This is a genomic window from Microbispora sp. NPDC088329, assembly GCF_040685655.1.
GTDB lineage: Bacteria > Actinomycetota > Actinomycetes > Streptosporangiales > Streptosporangiaceae > Microbispora.
Genome location: NZ_JBFBIP010000011.1, coordinates 241,842 through 258,393, shown reverse-complemented (window position 1 = coordinate 258,393; position 16,552 = coordinate 241,842). Strand labels below are relative to the sequence as shown.

Annotated in this window: 14 protein-coding genes; 8 read left to right on the top strand and 6 right to left on the bottom strand. The window is 72.2% G+C overall.

The features are described from left to right. Positions 1-104 precede the first annotated feature (104 nt). The 6 genes from AB0O28_RS22185 to AB0O28_RS22160 form a co-directional block, all read right to left on the bottom strand. On the bottom strand, positions 105-1,496 hold the full coding sequence (locus AB0O28_RS22185) for a hypothetical protein (RefSeq protein WP_363642986.1): 1,392 nt from the start codon (positions 1,494-1,496) through the stop codon (positions 105-107). Beyond that, positions 1,493-2,413, bottom strand: a complete 921-nt coding sequence (locus tag AB0O28_RS22180) for a hypothetical protein (RefSeq protein WP_363642984.1) — start codon at positions 2,411-2,413, stop codon at positions 1,493-1,495. The genes AB0O28_RS22185 and AB0O28_RS22180 overlap by 4 nt, the downstream gene beginning before the upstream one ends. A gap of 490 nt (positions 2,414-2,903) precedes the next feature. Continuing rightward, positions 2,904-4,106, bottom strand: coding sequence for a cytochrome P450 (locus tag AB0O28_RS22175; protein ID WP_363642982.1), 1,203 nt, complete (start codon positions 4,104-4,106; stop codon positions 2,904-2,906). A gap of 38 nt (positions 4,107-4,144) precedes the next feature. Continuing rightward, positions 4,145-5,842: a phosphonate ABC transporter, permease protein PhnE gene (phnE, locus tag AB0O28_RS22170; RefSeq protein ID WP_363642980.1), complete on the bottom strand. Its 1,698-nt coding sequence runs from the start codon at positions 5,840-5,842 to the stop codon at positions 4,145-4,147. After that, the gene (locus AB0O28_RS22165) at positions 5,835-6,617 is read right to left on the bottom strand and encodes a phosphonate ABC transporter ATP-binding protein (RefSeq protein ID WP_363642978.1); all 783 of its coding nucleotides are present in this window, start codon (positions 6,615-6,617) and stop codon (positions 5,835-5,837) included. Before AB0O28_RS22165 ends, phnE begins: the two co-directional genes overlap by 8 nt. Next, the gene (locus tag AB0O28_RS22160; protein WP_363642976.1) at positions 6,610-7,602 is read right to left on the bottom strand and encodes a phosphate/phosphite/phosphonate ABC transporter substrate-binding protein; all 993 of its coding nucleotides are present in this window, start codon (positions 7,600-7,602) and stop codon (positions 6,610-6,612) included. Before AB0O28_RS22160 ends, AB0O28_RS22165 begins: the two co-directional genes overlap by 8 nt. A gap of 193 nt (positions 7,603-7,795) precedes the next feature. Here AB0O28_RS22160 and AB0O28_RS22155 point away from each other — a divergent pair, with 193 nt between their 5' ends. From AB0O28_RS22155 to AB0O28_RS22120, 8 genes are all read left to right on the top strand, one after another. After that, a complete protein-coding gene (locus tag AB0O28_RS22155) occupies positions 7,796-9,196 on the top strand; it encodes a hypothetical protein (protein WP_363642974.1) in 1,401 nt (466 codons plus the stop codon). 181 nt (positions 9,197-9,377) lie between these two features. Beyond that, complete coding sequence (locus tag AB0O28_RS22150; protein WP_363642972.1) at positions 9,378-10,391, top strand: PaaX family transcriptional regulator C-terminal domain-containing protein; 1,014 nt, start codon at positions 9,378-9,380, stop codon at positions 10,389-10,391. A 146-nt stretch (positions 10,392-10,537) separates the two neighbouring features. Continuing rightward, positions 10,538-11,461, top strand: a complete 924-nt coding sequence (locus tag AB0O28_RS22145) for a PaaX family transcriptional regulator C-terminal domain-containing protein (RefSeq protein WP_363642971.1) — start codon at positions 10,538-10,540, stop codon at positions 11,459-11,461. A 149-nt stretch (positions 11,462-11,610) separates the two neighbouring features. After that, a complete protein-coding gene (locus AB0O28_RS22140) occupies positions 11,611-12,504 on the top strand; it encodes a transporter substrate-binding domain-containing protein (protein ID WP_363642969.1) in 894 nt (297 codons plus the stop codon). Beyond that, positions 12,501-13,376 (top strand): amino acid ABC transporter permease, encoded by an 876-nt coding sequence (locus AB0O28_RS22135; RefSeq protein WP_363642967.1) that lies wholly within the window; start codon positions 12,501-12,503, stop codon positions 13,374-13,376. Before AB0O28_RS22140 ends, AB0O28_RS22135 begins: the two co-directional genes overlap by 4 nt. Beyond that, a complete protein-coding gene (locus tag AB0O28_RS22130) occupies positions 13,373-14,188 on the top strand; it encodes an amino acid ABC transporter ATP-binding protein (protein ID WP_363642965.1) in 816 nt (271 codons plus the stop codon). Before AB0O28_RS22135 ends, AB0O28_RS22130 begins: the two co-directional genes overlap by 4 nt. Continuing rightward, on the top strand, positions 14,185-15,321 hold the full coding sequence (locus AB0O28_RS22125) for a CapA family protein (RefSeq protein WP_363642963.1): 1,137 nt from the start codon (positions 14,185-14,187) through the stop codon (positions 15,319-15,321). The genes AB0O28_RS22130 and AB0O28_RS22125 overlap by 4 nt, the downstream gene beginning before the upstream one ends. Next, on the top strand, positions 15,314-16,552 hold the full coding sequence (locus tag AB0O28_RS22120) for a CoA transferase (RefSeq protein WP_363642962.1): 1,239 nt from the start codon (positions 15,314-15,316) through the stop codon (positions 16,550-16,552). The genes AB0O28_RS22125 and AB0O28_RS22120 overlap by 8 nt, the downstream gene beginning before the upstream one ends.

Here is a 16,552-nt window from a genome sequence, read left to right as displayed (position 1 = left end):
GGTGGTTGTTCGGGTGTTCCTCGCCCCCCCCGTCCCCTGGGTGGTGGGGGGGGGTCGGGGCGGGGCGGGGGGGCCGGCCCCCCCGCGCCCGCGCTCCGTGCGGCTCAGCCGGGATAGGGCCGGTTGAACCGGGGCGGGGTGAACGGGACGTACCGGGGGGCGGGGTCGGCCGCCAGTGCCGCCGCACGAGCGTTCATGGCCGGGGCGGACGTCGCGGGCCAGTGACCGCTCCGCAGCCGGTCGAGCATCGTCATCAGCGCCGCCTCCTGCTCCGCAGGCGAGAAGTCGCAGTGGCCGACGGTCTCGGTGTACGTCTGGCGTAGCAGGGAGCCCGCTCCTGCCCGGCGCACATTCTCCTCGTACGACTGCTGCTGGGCGACGGTGGAGATCTGGTCACCGGTGCCGGACACGGTCAGCACGGGGATCCGCAGGTCACCGTTCAGGACGATGCCATGTGAGAAGCGCTTGACGGCGCCGGGGTCCGCCGCGACGCGGGGCGCGGCCGCCAGCTTCTTCAGGTCGGCCGAGAGGTCCAGGCCTGCCGCCTTGTACAGGTTCCGGACGGCACGCCGCATGGCGGGATCGGCGAGGCCCAGCTGCTTGTCGTAGTCCACGCCGGTGTTCCAGGACGGGTTCCCGCCGACGACGTCCATGATCTGGCGCCGGCTGCTCATGGCCTGCCCGATGTAGGGCAGGGGCCCGCCGGCGAGCGCGAGGTAGGCGCCCTGCTGCAGCGCCGCGGCGTCCCCGCTGCCCGGAGGCGGCGGCACGGACCCGTCGGGGTTGCGTCCCCAGGCGGGCAACTGGCCGATCGCGGCCGCCAGTGCGATCCTGGCTCGCCCCTCGGGAGTCTGCTGCGCTGCGGCCAGGGCGTCGAGCCATGCCTTCCTGGCCGACTCGATGTCCGCGGGGATGTCGACGACCGGCAGCCCCGGCGCGACCAGGCGCTCGAGCACGAAGACCGTGTCGAGCTTCTGGTTCCACTGGCCGACCGACCCGCCGAGACCGCCGCACATCGGGACGGCGGCGTCGAAGGTGCCGGGGTGGACCTGCGCGACGCCGGCGGAGACGAAACCGCCCATCGAGGTCCCGGAGTCGATCGCGTACCGGGCCCGGCCGTAGGCCTGCTCGAAGCGGGCCAGCGCCTCGGCCTGGTTGTCGATGGCGGACCGGATGTCCCAGCCGGTGATCGCCCGGCTCGTCCCGCCGCGGGCCACGCCGTCGGCGAGCAATCGCGCGGTCAGGGGCTCGTTACGGCCCGATCCGGCGAAGTCGAGGGCGACCACCACGGTGCCGTTCCAGTCAGCCGGGACGACGAACTCGTACGGCGTGCCGTCCTTGAGGGTGCCGCTGATGCACGTCGGGTGGGCGGGGGAGTCCGGCAGGCACGGTGTGCCGCCGGGAGCCCCGGCGGGGGCAGCGGCGGCGGCGGTTCCGCCTCCGACGACGGCCGCCAGCGCGGCGGCCAGGCACGCGGTCACTCTACGGCGGTTCACAGCGACAGCCCCTTCGACTCGACCTTCCAGCCGTCCTCGCCGCACAGCCCGCAGGCGGGGCCGACGAAGCGCGCCCCGGCGGCCCGGTCTCCGCGCAGGACGTAGTCGAACCAGTCGGCGGCCACCTGCCAGCCCTTGGTGGCCTCGAGACCCGCGATCAGGCCGGTGTGGCCGGCGGCCGTGTCGCTGACCAGTGCGGCGGGAACCTTGAGCAGGGCGTAGTTGTCGATGCTGTTCTGGTAGGCGACGTCGTCGGGACCACCGTTGACCAGCAGCGTCGGGGTGTGCAGACCGGCGAGACGGTCGCGCCCGTAGCCGCCGAAGGCCGGGTCGGCGAAGTATCCGGTGTTGAACCCGGCGACCGCGTCGATGATGGGGTCGGTCCCGGCGGCGAGGGCCTCGACGCCGCCGCAGCTGTGGCCGAGCACGCCGACCCGCGTCGTGTCCGCCCGCCCGTCGAACTGCTTGCGGGCCTGCTTCGACTCGGTGGCCCAGTGGGCGGCCGCGAGGAGCGCCTCGGGGTGCGCGATCGTGTTCTCGGGGGTGTTGGGGACGGGGAACTCGTCCAGCCCGCCGTTGGCCACGACGATGTATCCCTGGGAGGCCAACCCGGTCAGGAACGTGATCCCCTCCAGGTTGCTCGTCGCGCAGGCGCCGTTGCCGTAGACGATCACGGGCAGGCTGCCCTTGCGCAGTGCCTTGAGATCGGCCGGGCGGTAGACGGTGTGCCCGGGCAACCCCTCGGCGGCCTCACGCACCGTGGGCAGCACGGCCCGCGTCGAGGCGCCGGGCGAGGGGGTCTTCGGCGGTGGCGGATTGTGGGCGGACGACGCCGCGGCCGCGCCGGAGCCGGCGAGGACGACCGCCCCCACGGTCGCCGCCAGCAGGGTGCGCGCGGTCATGGAGCGGGCAAGCATGTTGCGTTTCCTCCACGGTTGATGGACGGGCAGGGGGTGTTGGCTCGGGGGCCCGACGAGGTCCGCGAATGGCCGGCAGGGCGCCTGGCAGCTGTTGTGAGGCACATGGCCGTCGCCAACGGAGACGATCGTTCAGCTTTATGTCATCAATGTCAATCCCCTGATTACTTCATAAATCGCGATGTGGAGCGGCCGGGACGTACGCCGGTGTGGCCCGGACATGCCGTCGCGTGGTACGCGGCCGATCGCGCCCGCAAAGGTCGGGCGACCGGACGCCGACCGTGGCCGGGTGATCGGCGGCGTGCCGACGCGCCCGGTCCACGGTCCGACGAGCGACGTCCATGCGGCGCCGGTTCCGGTAAACGTCATGTGTGACGCGGTTTGCATCCCCGCTGCGCCCGAGCCGAGAGGTGGCAGCCGAAGGCGATGGTCGCGCCGGGCGGACGCCGGCGGCCGGTGCTCGCGGCCGGCGGTTCCGTGGGCGGGATCGTCAGCGGGGGACGAGGCGCAGCGGCGCCGACCTGGGCCCGAACTCCAGCCAGTTGAACATCTCCACCTCGCCGTCCGGCTCGACACGGGTGGTGCAGGCGAGCAGTTCGCCCAGCGCGGCCGTCATCTCCAGCCGGGCCATCGCCGCGCCGGGGCAGCGGTGCGCGCCCCGGCCGAACGCGAGGTGCCGGTTGGGGCGGCGTTCCAGGTCGAGCCGGTCGGCGTCGTCGAACACCGCCTTGTCCCGGTTCGCCGAAGGGAAGATCATCGCGATCGCCTCGCCGGCGCGCACCGTGCGGCCGCCGAGCTCCACGTCCCGGGTGGCGGTGCGGGCGAACACCCGATAGGGGGCGTACAGCCGCAGCAGCTCCTCGATCGTCGCCGGCAGCAGCCCTGGGTCGGCGCGCAGCCGGTCCTGGAGGGCGGGGTCGCGGGAGAGGTGGACGGCGGCGCTGCCCAGCACGGCGTGCGGCGCCCCGATGCCGGCCACGATGGTCTGCCGGACGGTGGCCACGACCAGGTCGTACGGGATGGGCCGTTCCGGGTCGCCGGACGCCTGCAACAGGCTGGTCACCAGATCCTCGTCCGGATCGCGGGGGTCGGCCCGGCGGTCCTCGACGATGGCCCGGGCGATCCCGTAGAGCTCGTCGCTCGCCGCCAGGACCCGGGCCCGGTCCATCTCCTGGATGGCGAAGCTGTACTCGACGCCGATCCGGCGGATCTCCAGCACCTGGCCGACCGGCAGGCCGAGGAAAAGCGCGAAGCACTGCGCCGCGTACGGCAGCGCGAACTCCTGGGAGTAGTCGCCGCCGCCGCGGGCCAGCAGCGGCCCCAGCAGCTCGCGCGCCGCCTCCGCGAAGGCCGGTTCGAGGCGTCGCACCACGCTGCGGCGCAGCACCCGGTCCATCGGAGCGCGGTAGATGTCATGCTCGGGCGGGTCGAAGTGCAGCGGCGGCCGGCGCTGGGCGCGCGGCACGTGCGGGACGACGTTCTGCACCGCGGTGCTGAACGTCGCGCTGTCCCGGGCCACCCGCACCACGTCCGAGTAGCGGGTGGCGGCCCAGAATCCGCCGAAGGCGTCGCTCCACGGCACCGGGCAGCGTCGCCGCAGCCCGGCGTAGACCTCGTGGGAGCTGTCGAAGGTCTCCGGCGCGGTGGGGTCCCAGTCGGAGGCGCGTCCGGGGCCGTCGGCGGTGGTGGTCATGGTGAGGTCCTTTTCCTTCCCGTCATGAGCCCGTCCGCTCACAGCAGGTGCCTGCGTGCGACCCGGGCGAGCGTCTCGATGGCGTACACGACGACGGCGATCGCGATGACGATCGCGGCGGTGGTGTCGTAGCGCAGCGTGGCGATGGACTCCTGCATCAGGTAGCCGACGCCTCCCGCGCCGGCGATGCCGAGCACGACCGACTCGCGCAGCGCCAGGTCGGCCACGAACAGGCCGTTGCCGGTGAACGATGGCACGAACTGCGGCCAGATCCCGGCGGCGAACGCCTGCCAGCGGCGGGCGCCGACCGAGGTCAGCGCCTCGTGCGGCAGCGGGTCGAGCTGTTCCAGTGAGTCGGCGAAGAACTTGGCCGCCAACGCGGTGGAGGAGATCCACAGCGCCAGGAAACCGGCGAACGGGCCGAGCCCCAGTGCGGCCACGAACAGCAGCGCGTACACCAGGTCGGGGATGCCCCGGACCACTGCCAGCAGCACCCGGACCACCGCGGACAGCGGCCGCCAGGGTGTGGTGTTGACGGCGGTCAGCAGGGCGAGCACCAGCCCGCAGGCGGCGCCCGCCGAGGCGGCTCCCAGCGCCATGAGCAGGCTCTCCAGCACCGCCATGAGCAGGTCGCCGGAGAACGCGGGCGGCCACATCCCGGTGAGTACGCTCCGTAGGTTGGGCCAGGCGCCGTACAGGCGGGCAGGGTCGGGGTGCAGGGACCACAGCGACGCCAGGAAGACCACCCCGGTGGCGGCCGCGCCGGCCACCCGCAGCACCCGGCCGCGGTCCCAGCCGACGTCGTGCGGGGCGCGCCCGGCGGGCAGCGCGGCCGTGCCCGTCGTGTCCCCCGGTGAACGGCCGGCCCGGATGCGGCGGGGGAGTGTGCGGCGGGGGAGTGTGCCGTGGCCGGCCGTGCGGCGGCGGACCGCCACCGACAGTAGCTCCAGCAGCAGGACCAGGACGACGATCACGCAGATGATCCCCGCCGCCCTGTGGTAGTTGAGGCTGCCCAGCGCGGTCTGCAGCGCCACGCCGATGCCGCCGGCCCCGACGACGCCGAGCACGGCCGACGCCCGGATGTTGATGTCGAGGCGGTACAGCACGATGCCGGTCAGCGCGGGGAAGACGCGGGGCAGCACGGTCGAGACGGCCACCTGCACCTCGCTCGCCCCGCACGCGCGGGCCGCCTCGGCGGGAACGGGGTCGGTTTCCTCGACGGCGTCGGCCAGCAGCTTTGCGATCATGCCCACGGAGTGCACGGCGACGGCGAGCGCGCCGGCCGGCGGGCCAAGGCCGAAGATCCGCACGAACAGGATCGCGAAGGCCAGCGTCGGCACGGCCCGGGTCAGCACGACGACCACCCGGGCGGCCGGCCGCAGCCAGCGGGGACCGCGGTGGGTGCGCGCGGCGACGAAGGCCAGCGGCACCGAGGCCAGCGCCGCCAGGCCGGTGCCCGCCACCGCGATGAGCAGCGTCTCGGCGATCATACAGGCGACGTCGCCGGCGCCGGGCAGGTCCGGCGGCCACATCCGGCGCAGCAGCCGCGCGGTGTCGTCCAGTCCCGCGGCCAGCGAGGCGGGGGACAGGCCGATCCACCAGAACGTCAGCCAGGTGACGGCCACGGCGGCGACGAGCAGCCCCGCCGCGATGAGGGCGCGGGCGCTCCACGGCGGCCGCAGCGGACCCGGCTCCGCCGTGGCCGGGGTGCGCGTGGAGGGGGCGGTGCTAACCATCGCGGGCCCCCGCGGTGTCGTAGATCTCCCGCAGCCGCTCGGCGGTGAGGCCGGCCGCCGGCTCGTCCAGCACCAGCCGGCCGCCGCGCAGCGCCACGACCCGGTCGGCGGTGGCGAGCGCGAGCTCGACCTGATGCAGGCTGCACACCACGGAGATGCCGTCTTCCGCGCTGATCCGTTTGAGGGTCTCGAGCACCAGTACGCTCGCCGCCGGGTCGAGCGAGGCGACCGGCTCGTCGGCGAGGATCAGCTCGGGGCTCTGCAGCAGGGTCCTGGCCACCGCGACCCGCTGCTGCTGCCCACCGGAGAGCGTGTCGCAACGCTGGAACCGCCGGTCCGCCAGCCCGACCCGGTCCAGGTGCTCCACGGCGCGGATCCGCAGCGCGCGTGGGTAGCTCATCACCCCATACCTGGGCAGCCGCAGGGTGGCCAGCGACCCCATCAGCACGTTCTCCAGCGCGGACAGCCGCCCGACGAGGCCGAACTGCTGGAAGACGAACCCGACCCTGGCGCGCAGGGCGCGCAGCCGGCTCCGGGAGCAGGCGGCCGGGTTCTCGCCCAGGGTGCGCACGGTGCCGCTGTCCGGCAGGTGCATGCCGTTGACCAGGCGCAGCAGTGTGGACTTGCCTGCCCCGGAGGGGCCGACCAGCGCGACGAACTGCCCCTGCGGGACGTCCAGTGAGACACCGTCGAGCACGGCGGCGCCGTGGAAGCCCTTGCCGACCTCCGACAGCCGCAGCACGAGATCGCCGATCACGGCGGGTTCCTCAGCCACCGGACGTGCACACCTCCGCCTTGGTGATCTCGCAGATGCGCGCGATCGGCTGGTAGGTGGCGTCGGTGGCCTTGACGAACGTCCAGGCGGTGGAGGCGCCGAGGGTGCAGGCCGTCGCGTCGGCGTACTGGCCCCAGTTCTTCGGGCCCTTGATCTCGCTGCCTTCGCACAGCCCGGCGGAGGCGGCGCCGGTGGCGGTCAGGCCGGTCACCGTCTTGGTGATCTTGTCGCGGACGTCCTGCGGAAGCCACGTGCCGACCACGATCGGCGGCCCGGGGATGAGCGGAGAGGTCCAGACCTTGGTGACCTGCCCCGGCTTGAGCTGGCCGCGGGCGGGCAGCAGCTGGTCGATGAACACGTCGCCGACGAAGGCGATGTCGCAGTCGCCGGCCAGCAGCGAGGCGACCGCCGTGTCGTGCCCGTGGGTGAAGACCTTCTTGACGTCCTTGTCCACGTCGACGCCGGCTTCCCGCAGCGAGGCCAGGGGCTGCAGGTAGCCGGTGGTGGAACCGGGATCGGTGAAGCAGACGTCCTTGCCGGCGACGTCCTTGAGTGAGGCGATGCTCTTGTCGTCTCCGCGGGTCACCCCGTAGGCGTACGCGCCGGGGTCGCCGCCCGGGGCGGCCAGCGGAACGGCGACGGGCTCGACGTCGGCACGGCTGCGGGCCAGGTAGTAGCTGAAGGCTCCGTAGACGGCGACGTCCACGCGCTTGGCGACCTGCGCCTCGACGACGGCGGCGTTGCTGGTGACGGCCTGGAACCGCACCGGGACGCCGAGGTCCTTCTGCAGCGCGGAGACGATCGGGGCGAACGACGCCTCGAGGTTGTCGCTCTGCTCCGACGGGATGGCGGCGAAGACCAGCTCGTCGGGCCGGCCACCGTCGGCCGACGCGCTGCGGGTACTTCCGGGGCCGGCACCGCAGGCGGACAGGAGTGCGATCGCGGCACCCGCCGCGACGACGCCGAGAGCTGACTTCCGGAACATCGAGGCTCCTCACATGCAGGTGGTCGGGCCAAAGTAAGCAGGCCCAAGAGCATTGTCAACAGTTCTGTGACGACCGTAGGATTACTGCCGAATGTTATTGGCGGCGAATTTCGGACGACCGTTCATCGAACTGTTGCGCGTCTCGCGTCGCAGTAGCTTCCCACCCCAGGAGGCGGACATCAATCCCCGTTCAGTGATCAATCGGGCGGCCCGCGCCGTGACGGCGCTCACGGCCACGGCTCTCGCACTCGCCCTCCCACCGGCCGCCGGCCTGTCGCACGCATCGGCGGCGTCCGGCCAGGCCGGTCCCATCAGCGTCACGGGCGTCCACCCGAGCGGCGCAACCTACGCGATCGAGGTCCCGCGCGACTGGAACGGCACCGTGCTGACGTTCAGCCCGGGCTACGGCCAGGGCGCCGGGCCGCAGCACCTGCCGGCCGAACTCGGCGGCAACACCGCAGCGCAGAGCTGGCTGCTGGCCCACGGGTACGCCCTGGCCGGCACCCGGCCCTACGGGAGCGGCTGGGCCGTCGAGGAGACTTTGCAGGCCTCCGCCGACACGCTCGCCGCGTTCGCCGGGGTCGCGGGGAAGCCCGGGACCACCCTGGCCTGGGGCGGTTCGATGGGCGGCGCCATCGCGGCCGGCCTGGCCGAACGCCGGCCCGACCTGATCGACGGCGCGCTGCCCTACTGCGCCTCGGTGGCCGGGCCGGTGGCGATGCTCAACCAGTCGTTCGACGCGGCCTTCGCGTTCAAGGCGCTGCTCGCACCCGGCGACGACGCGGTGAAGCTCGTCCGGCTGGCCTCGGCCGACGAGGAGACGCGGAGCACCACCGCCGCCCGCGCCGTCCTGGACGCCGCCCAGCGGACTCCGGCCGGCCGGGCCCGCATCGCCCTCGCCGCGTCCTTCGCCCAGGTCTCCACCTGGTCGGTGACCGGCACCGCCGAACCGGCCGCGCGCGACTGGGCGGGGCAGGAGGCCCAGGAGTACGCGGCGTTCATGGCGACCGTGTTCTCTCCCCGCTATCCCCTGGAACAGCGCGCGGGCGGGAACTTCTCCTGGAACACGGGCGTGGACTACCGCCGGGAACTGCGGGAGTCCGGGCGGATGACGCAGGTGCGCGCCCTCTACGACAGCGCGGGGCTGAACCTCGACGCCGACCTCGCGGCCCTGGCGGCGGCGCCGCGCGTCTCCGCCGACCCCGGCGCGGTCACCTACATGGAGAACTACTTCACCCCGCGCGGCTCGCTCGGCGTCCCCGTCCTGACGATGCACGAGCGCGGCGACAACTACCCCACCGTCACCCAGGCCCGCGCCTACTCCGACGTGGTGCGGCGCGCGGGGAAGGGCGCGATGCTGCGCCAGGCGTTCGTCGACAGGCCCGGCCACTGCCGCTACACCGGAGCCGAGTTCGTCGCCGCGGTGCAGACTCTGAAGAACCGGGTCGCCACCGGCCGCTGGACGGACGCCGACGCCCATCGGCTCGGCAAGCTGGCCGCACGCCTGACCGCCGAGAACCCGGACCTGGGCACCGCCGAGTTCGTCCACTACACCCCCGGCCGCTTCCTGCGTCCGCACGTTCCCGCGCGGTGACAGGCGGGGAGACAGCGCGCGCGAACGCCGTCCCTGCGCCGCGGGACCGCGGCCGAGACCACAGGGAAGAGCCCGGACGGGAGCCGGGTGACGTAAGATTCACGCAGGTCGAGCCCGGTGAGCGCGCCCCTGTTCCGGGCGTGGCAGGCCGGGGCACCTACACCGGCTGAGGAGTCTGACGATGGAGGGACGCCGGGTCGCCGCGTCGCCGGAGCCCGGCTCCCTGCCCAGGGCCCGGCAAGGAGCGGAACCCCAGCGGCTGCTGACCACGCTGCTGGGCGATTACTGGTTCTGGCGGCAGGAGCACATCCCGTCCGCGGCGCTGGTCCGGCTGCTGGAGGAGTTCGGCATCACCGCGACCAGCGCCCGCGCCGCCCTGAGGCGGGTCGCCTCGCGGGGGCTGCTGGCCAGTTCCCGCAACGGGCGCACCACCGCGTACGGACTGCCGCCCCGGGCGTACGACGTGATCGTGGCGCACATGCGCCGGCTGCTGACGTTCGGCGCCACCACGCCGTGCTGGGACGGGCAGTGGACGGTCGTCACGTTCTCGGTGCCGGAGGACCAGCGGGACACCCGCCGCGCGCTGCGCGACGGGCTGCGCCTGCTGCACTTCGGCATGATCTTCGACGCGGTGTGGGTGTCCCCGCACGACAGGACGGACGACGTCGTCGACCTCGTGCGGAGGCTGGGCGTGCGCGGGGCGGTCGTGTTCCGGGCCCGCAAGGTCGCCGACGACGACCTGGACCCGGTGCTGGACCGCGCCTTCGACATCGCCGCGCTGCGCGAACGCTACCTGCGCTTCATCGACGCCCACCGGCCGGTCGCCGAGCGGCTGGCGGTGTCCGTCCCGTGCCCCGCCGGGGCGCTGCGGCTGCGGACCGCGATCATGACCGACTGGCGGGTGTTCCCCACGCTCGACCCCGATCTCCCCGCAGAGCTGCTTCCCGCCGGCTGGCCGCGCGACGAGGCCAGGCGGCTGTGCGTGCAGATCTACGACTCGCTCGGGGAACCGGCGGAGCGGCGGTTCCGCGAGATCCTCGCCGAGTTCGACCCGGAGCTGGCCGGTCTGGCCGCGCACCACACCTTCGCGCAGGTGTCCGCTCTGGAGTCGCCGGCGATACGCCGTCACACGAACTTCGACGAGACGACGGACCGCGACCGCCTGGATCTCCTCGCCGGCGGGTCCCTCGGCTGATGCGGCTGTCGCGGCACCTCGGGTAGATTGCGGCACCAGTGGCCGCGGTCGTGGCGGAGATCCGTTGCGGTGCGGCTTCATGTCGCTCGAAAGCATGACAGTCTGATAACGAGCGTACGATCAAGCGTTGTCCATATACTCCAGGTGTGAATGATCCTGAAAGGTCCGAGGTAGAGGACCTCGACTTCCCGCGCTTCCAGGTGGGCGCACCCCCGCAACACCTGATCACGACGCTCCTCGGTGACTACTGGATAAGCAGGCCCGAGCAACTGCCGTCCGCGGCCCTGGTGCGGCTGACCGAGGAGTTCGGTGTCTCCGCCGTCGCGGCCCGGGCCGCGCTCAGCCGCCTGACCAGGCGAGATCTGCTGGTGTCGTCCAAGGTCGGGCGGCGCACCTACTATCGCCTGACGGATCGGGCCGCCGCCGTGATGCTGGAGGGACGGCAGCGGATCATGTCCTTCGGCCTGGAGCAGGGCGCGTGGGACGGGAGATGGGTGATGGCGGCGTTCTCCATCTCCGAGGAACAACGCGACCTGCGCCACACGCTGCGCGCCAGGTTGCGCTGGCTCGGCTTCGCCCCGCTCTACGACGGGCTGTGGGTCTCGCCCACCGCCGACGCCGACAGCGCGGCGGCCGTGCTCGCCGAGCTGGAGATCCCGATGTCGACGATCTTCCGGGCCGAGGCCCTGGATCTCGCGGGCATGCGCGCCCCCCGGGAGGCATGGGACTTCGACCAGCTCCGGCGCACCTACGAGGAGTTCGTGGCCCGATATTCGCCCCTTCTGGAACGCGTACGCAAGGGCGTGGTCGGCGCGTCCGAGGCGCTGGTGGCGCGTACGGGGATCATGGACACCTGGCGGACGTTCCCCAACCACGACCCCGACCTGCCGGCGGAGCTGCTGCCCGCCGACTGGCCGCGCGCCGAGGCCAGAGACCTTTTCGTCGAGATCTACGACACCCTCGGGCCGCTCGCCGAGTTCCGCGTCAAGCAGATCGTCGCGGAGTTCGAGCCCGAGCTGGCCGAGCTGGTCGCCCATCACCGGACCAGCTCCATCCTCGCGCTCACCTGAGCGCTCCCCGGCGACGGGGCGGCGCTTCGGTCGCCCCGCACGTCTCCGCTGCACAACCGCCTCTTGACAGGTGTGCATCCCTAGGTGTGACACTTATCCCCACGACCGCAAAGTGAAATGCAGCATTATCTGGTCGCGGAAGGACCACCATGAGAATGCCCAGGACCATCCTCGCGGGTGCGGCGGCTTTGGCCCTCGCCAGTGTCGCAGCCTGCGGTGGAGGCGACGGTGAGACGCAGCGGCCGGCCGGCGCGACGGCTCTGTACGACGCCCTGCCCGACAGCATCAAGGAAGCGGGCGTCATCCGATTTGCCGGGGATTCCCACCCGCCCTATCGGATCGTCGCCAACGACGGCAAGACCGTCACGGGCATCGACAAGGAGTTGCAGGACGCCCTCGGCAAGGTGCTCGGGGTCCGCACCGAGATCTCGATCGTCAGCGGCCTGCCCGCGGCGCTGTCCGGCATGCTCGCCAACCGATACGACGCCTTCAACGGTCCGGTCAAGGACAGCGCCGAGCGTGAGCAGCAGTTCGACGCGCTCGTGTGGATGGTCACCCGGACCTCCTACCTGATCCCCAAGGCCGGGTCCTCGGCGATCAAGAGCTCGGGTGACCTGTGCGGCAAGCGCGTCGCCGGCACCGCCGGCAGCATCGTGGAGGACCAGGCCAAGCGCCTGACCGAATGGTGCGCCAAGCAGGGCAAGCCGGCGATGGAGTTCATCGGCTTCGCCGACACCAACGGCACCATCCTCGCCGCCAAGGCCGGCCGGGCCGACGCCGCCGGCATGACCGAGAGCGCCGCGCTCGACGTGCTCTCCAAGGAGAAGGACGCCTTCACGTACGTCACGCAGACCGAGGAGCAGGGCGCCGGCGTCGACCAGCTGGCGATGCTCGTGCCCAAGTCCAGCGGTCTCGGCCCGGTCATGCTCGACGCGTTCAAGGAGATCTTCAAGAACGGCGAGTACAAGAAGATCATGGACAAGTACGGGCTCCAGAGCGTGTCGGTGCCGGAGCCGAAGATGAACACCGCGGCGACGCAATGAGCGTGGCACCCCAGACCGTGCCACCACAGGCCGTGCCACCACAGGCCGTGGACGTCGCCGCCGCCCGTCCGCGCATCCGGCCTCTGCGCTGGGTGGCCGGAGCCGTGCTGCTCGTGCTCGTCGCGCAGTTCGCCTGGTTCCTCGTCACCAACCCGGAGCTCAAGTGGCCGGTGGTCGGCAGGTACCTGTTCGACCCGAACATCCTGCGCGGCCTGGGCATGTCGCTGCTGCTCACCGTCATCGCGATGGTGCTGGGCAGCGCGCTCGGGGTGCTTCTCGAGGTGGGCAGGATGAGCGGCTTCCGGCCGGTGGTCTGGGCCTGCACCGTCTACGTCACGGTCTTCCGCAGCATCCCGCCCCTGGTCCAGCTGATCTTCTGGTTCAACCTCGGTTACCTGCTGCCGCGGATCCCGCTGGGTGTGCCGTTCGGCCCGACCTTCGTCTCGTGGCCCACCAACTCCGTGATCAGCTCGTTCACCGCGGCCGTCATCGGGCTCACCCTGCACGAGGCCGCGTACATGGCCGAGATCGTCCGGGCCGGCATCACGTCCGTGGACGGCGGCCAGCGTGACGCGGCCCGCGCGATGGGGTTCACGGCCCGGCAGAGCTTCGTCAAGGTCGTGCTCCCGCAGGCGATGCGGGTGATCATCCCGCCCACCGGCAGCCAGTTCATCACCGTGCTCAAGGGCACCTCGCTGGTCAGCGTGATCGCGATGGCCGACCTGCTCTATTCGGTGCAGGTGATCTACAACAGGACCTACGAGGTCGCGCCGCTGCTGATCGTCGCCTGCGCCTGGTACCTGGTGGTGGTCATCAGCCTCTCGCTCGGCCAGCGGCGCCTGGAGCGGCACTTCGGAAAGGGGCAGCGGTGAGTGACACGCCCGTCCTGCGGGTCCGTGACGTACGCAAGCGGTTCGGCGACCACGTGGCGCTCGACGGAGTGAGCCTGGACGTGCACGAGGGCGAGGTCGTCGCGGTGATCGGCCCGTCCGGCTCGGGCAAGTCCACCCTGGCCCGGTGCGTCCACCAGCTGCAGGACATCGACGGCGGGGCCATGTACCTCGACGGGGAACTGCTCGGCTACGAGTTCCACCGGGGCCACCTGCGTCCCCTGCCGGACCGGCGGGTGGCCGCCCAGCGCGGCCGCATGGGCATGGTCTTCCAGCAGTTCAACCTGTTCGCGCACTGGACCGTGCTGCGCAACGTCGTCGAGGCGCAGGTGCTCATCCACGGCCGGAGGCCGGAGGAGGCGCGGCGGGAGGCGCTGCGACTGCTGGAGCGGGTGGGGCTCGCCGACAAGGCGGACGCCCATCCCCGGATGCTCTCCGGAGGCCAGCAGCAGCGCGTCGCCATCGCGAGGGCGCTGGCCACCAACCCGCGGATCATGCTGTTCGACGAGCCCACCAGCGCCCTGGATCCCGAGCTGGTGGACGAGGTGCTGAGCGTCGTGCTCGACCTGGCCCGCGGTGGCATGACCATGATCATCGTGACGCACGAGATGAGCTTCGCCCGCGAGGTGGCCGATCGGTGCGTCTTCATGGAGAACGGCCAGATCGTCGAGTCGGGCACTCCCGAGGAGATCTTCGACAACCCCGCCTCGCCCCGCCTGAGAGCCTTCTTGTCGCGCTTCTCCGGGCGCGCGGCGCAGACCCACGAACGTATGCAGGAGGAGACCAGCTCTTGAGCTTCACGGTAATGGCCGTCGGCGACCTCGTCGTCGACGAGCCCGGCCCCGCGTCCTTCTTCGCCCCGGCCCGGGAGACGCTGGGCCGGGGCGATGTGGTGATCGGCCACATCGAGGTGCCCCACAGCACCTCCACGGCCCAGGTGAGCACCGACGTACCCGCTCCGCCCGCCGACCCCGCCGCGCTGTCCGCGGTCGCCGGCGCCGGCTTCCACGTGGTGACGCTCGCGGGCAACCACGTCTACGACGTCGGCGACCAGGGAGTGGCCGACACGATCAAGTACGCGACCGAGGCCGGAATGGCCACCGCGGGCGCCGGTCTGACCCTGGAGGAGGCCCGCCGCCCCGCCGTCGTGGAGCGCGACGGCCTGCGGGTCGGGGTGCTCAGTTACAACTGCGTCGGTCCCCGCGAGTCCTGGGCGACCAGCCGCAAGCCCGGGTGCGCGTACGTCAAGGTGCTGACCCACTACGAACTCGACCACGCCAGCCCCGGCGGACCGCCCGCCGTCTACACCTTCGCCGACCCCGCCTCTTTGGAGCGGATGGCCGAGGACGTGGCGGCCCTGGCCGCCGAGGTCGACATCGTGACGGTGTCGATGCACAAGGGCGTCGGGCACACGCCCGCCGTGCTGGCGATGTACGAGCGGCCCGTGGCGCACGCCGCCATCGACGCCGGCGCGCACGCCGTGTTCGCTCACCACGCGCACATCATGCGCGGCATCGAGATGTACCGCGGCAGGCCGATCTACCACGGCCTGGGCAACTTCGTGACCGTCACCCACGCGTTGACGCCCACCACGGGCGACGCGGGCGAACGGGCCGCGTGGGCACGCCGCAGAGTCGAGCTGTACGGCTTCGCGCCCGACCCGGACATGCCGTACTACCCCTTCCATCCCGAGAGCCGGAACACCGCGATCGCGGTATGCCGGTTCGACCGGGACGGCCAGGGCGGGGCCGGCCTGGTCTCTGCCGGAATCGTGCCCTGCTGGATCGACGGCGCGGGCAGGCCCGTGCCGCTCGGCGACGACGAGGAGGGGAGGCGGGTCGTGTCGTACATCGAGCACATCACTCGACAGGCGGGCCTGAAGACGGAGTTCCACTGGGAGGGAAACGAGGTGGTGCTGCGTGGCTGACCGTCCGCTCGCCGGCCGCACGGTGATCGATCTGACCACCGCACTGTCCGGACCGTACGCGACCCTGCTGCTGGCCGGGCTCGGCGCCCGCGTGATCAAGGTGGAGAACCCGCTGACCGGCGGCGACACCTCCCGCAACAACGCCCCCTATCTCGGTGCGGACGGGCTGACGCTGGGCCGCCAGGGGGACGACGACATGTCCGTGTCGATGCTCCTTCGGGGCCGCAACAAGCAGAGCGTCACGCTCAACCTCAAGCACCCCAAGGCCCGCGACATCCTGGCCGGTCTGGTCAGGGAAGCGGACATCATGATCGACAACTACAGCGCCGGCGTCATGGCGCGGCTCGGCATCGGCCACGACTGGGCGAGCACGGTCAACCCGCGCATCGTGTGCACGTCGATCAGCGGCTTCGGCGCGCAGGGCGGTCCCGGCTCCGGTAAGGCGATGGACACCATCATCCAGGCGCTCAGCGGCGTGATGATGACCGCGGGCGCGCCCGGCGAGCCGCCCGTCCGCTTCGGGCTGCCGGTGGGCGACCTCGTCGCGCCGTTGTACGCGGTGATCGGCACGCTCGCCGCGGTCCTGCGGGCCGACGCGACCGGCCAGGGCCAGCACGTGGACGTGTCCATGCTGGGGGCGCTGACCTCGCTGGTCGCGTGCGAGCCGTTCGACGCCTACGAGAAGCTGGGCCTGCCCATGCGCACGGGGACGACCGTGCCCAGGCTGGCGCCGTTCGGAACGTTCCCGGCCGCGGACGGCTGGTTCGCGCTGTGCGGGCCCACCGACGCGTTCGCCCGCGGGCTGTTCGCGGCGATGGAACGCGACGATCTGGCCGGAGACCCGCGGTTCACCTCCCGCGACGCGCGCGTGGCCAACGCGGGCGAGTTGCACGAGCTGGTGGCCTCGTGGGCGGCGGACCGCCCGCTCGCCGCGATCCTCGACGCGCTCACCCTGCACGGCGTCCCCGCCGCCGAGGTGCGTGAGCCCGGCGACGCCGTACGCGACCCGCTCGTGCTGGAGCGCGAGGAGGTCGTGCCGCTGGAGCATCCGCGCCACGGTCGCCCCGCGGACCTGTACGGGACCGGCGTGCCGATCCGCTTCTCCGCCTCGGAGACGGGGCTCGACCGGCCGGCGCCGGCCCTCGGCGAGCACAACGCCGAGATCTACGGCGGCCTGCTGGGCTACTCCGACGACGAACTCGAAACCCTGGCCGAGGAGGGGGTGATCTGA

Coding starts and splice junctions, on each gene's coding strand:
- AB0O28_RS22160 (WP_363642976.1), bottom strand. CDS start 7,602: ATGTTCCGGAAGTCAGCTCTCGGCGTCGTCGCGGCGGGTGCCGCGATC.
- AB0O28_RS22150 (WP_363642972.1), top strand. CDS start 9,378: ATGGAGGGACGCCGGGTCGCCGCGTCGCCGGAGCCCGGCTCCCTGCCC.
- AB0O28_RS22135 (WP_363642967.1), top strand. CDS start 12,501: ATGAGCGTGGCACCCCAGACCGTGCCACCACAGGCCGTGCCACCACAG.
- AB0O28_RS22180 (WP_363642984.1), bottom strand. CDS start 2,413: ATGCTTGCCCGCTCCATGACCGCGCGCACCCTGCTGGCGGCGACCGTG.
- AB0O28_RS22140 (WP_363642969.1), top strand. CDS start 11,611: ATGAGAATGCCCAGGACCATCCTCGCGGGTGCGGCGGCTTTGGCCCTC.
- AB0O28_RS22175 (WP_363642982.1), bottom strand. CDS start 4,106: ATGACCACCACCGCCGACGGCCCCGGACGCGCCTCCGACTGGGACCCC.
- phnE (WP_363642980.1), bottom strand. CDS start 5,842: ATGGTTAGCACCGCCCCCTCCACGCGCACCCCGGCCACGGCGGAGCCG.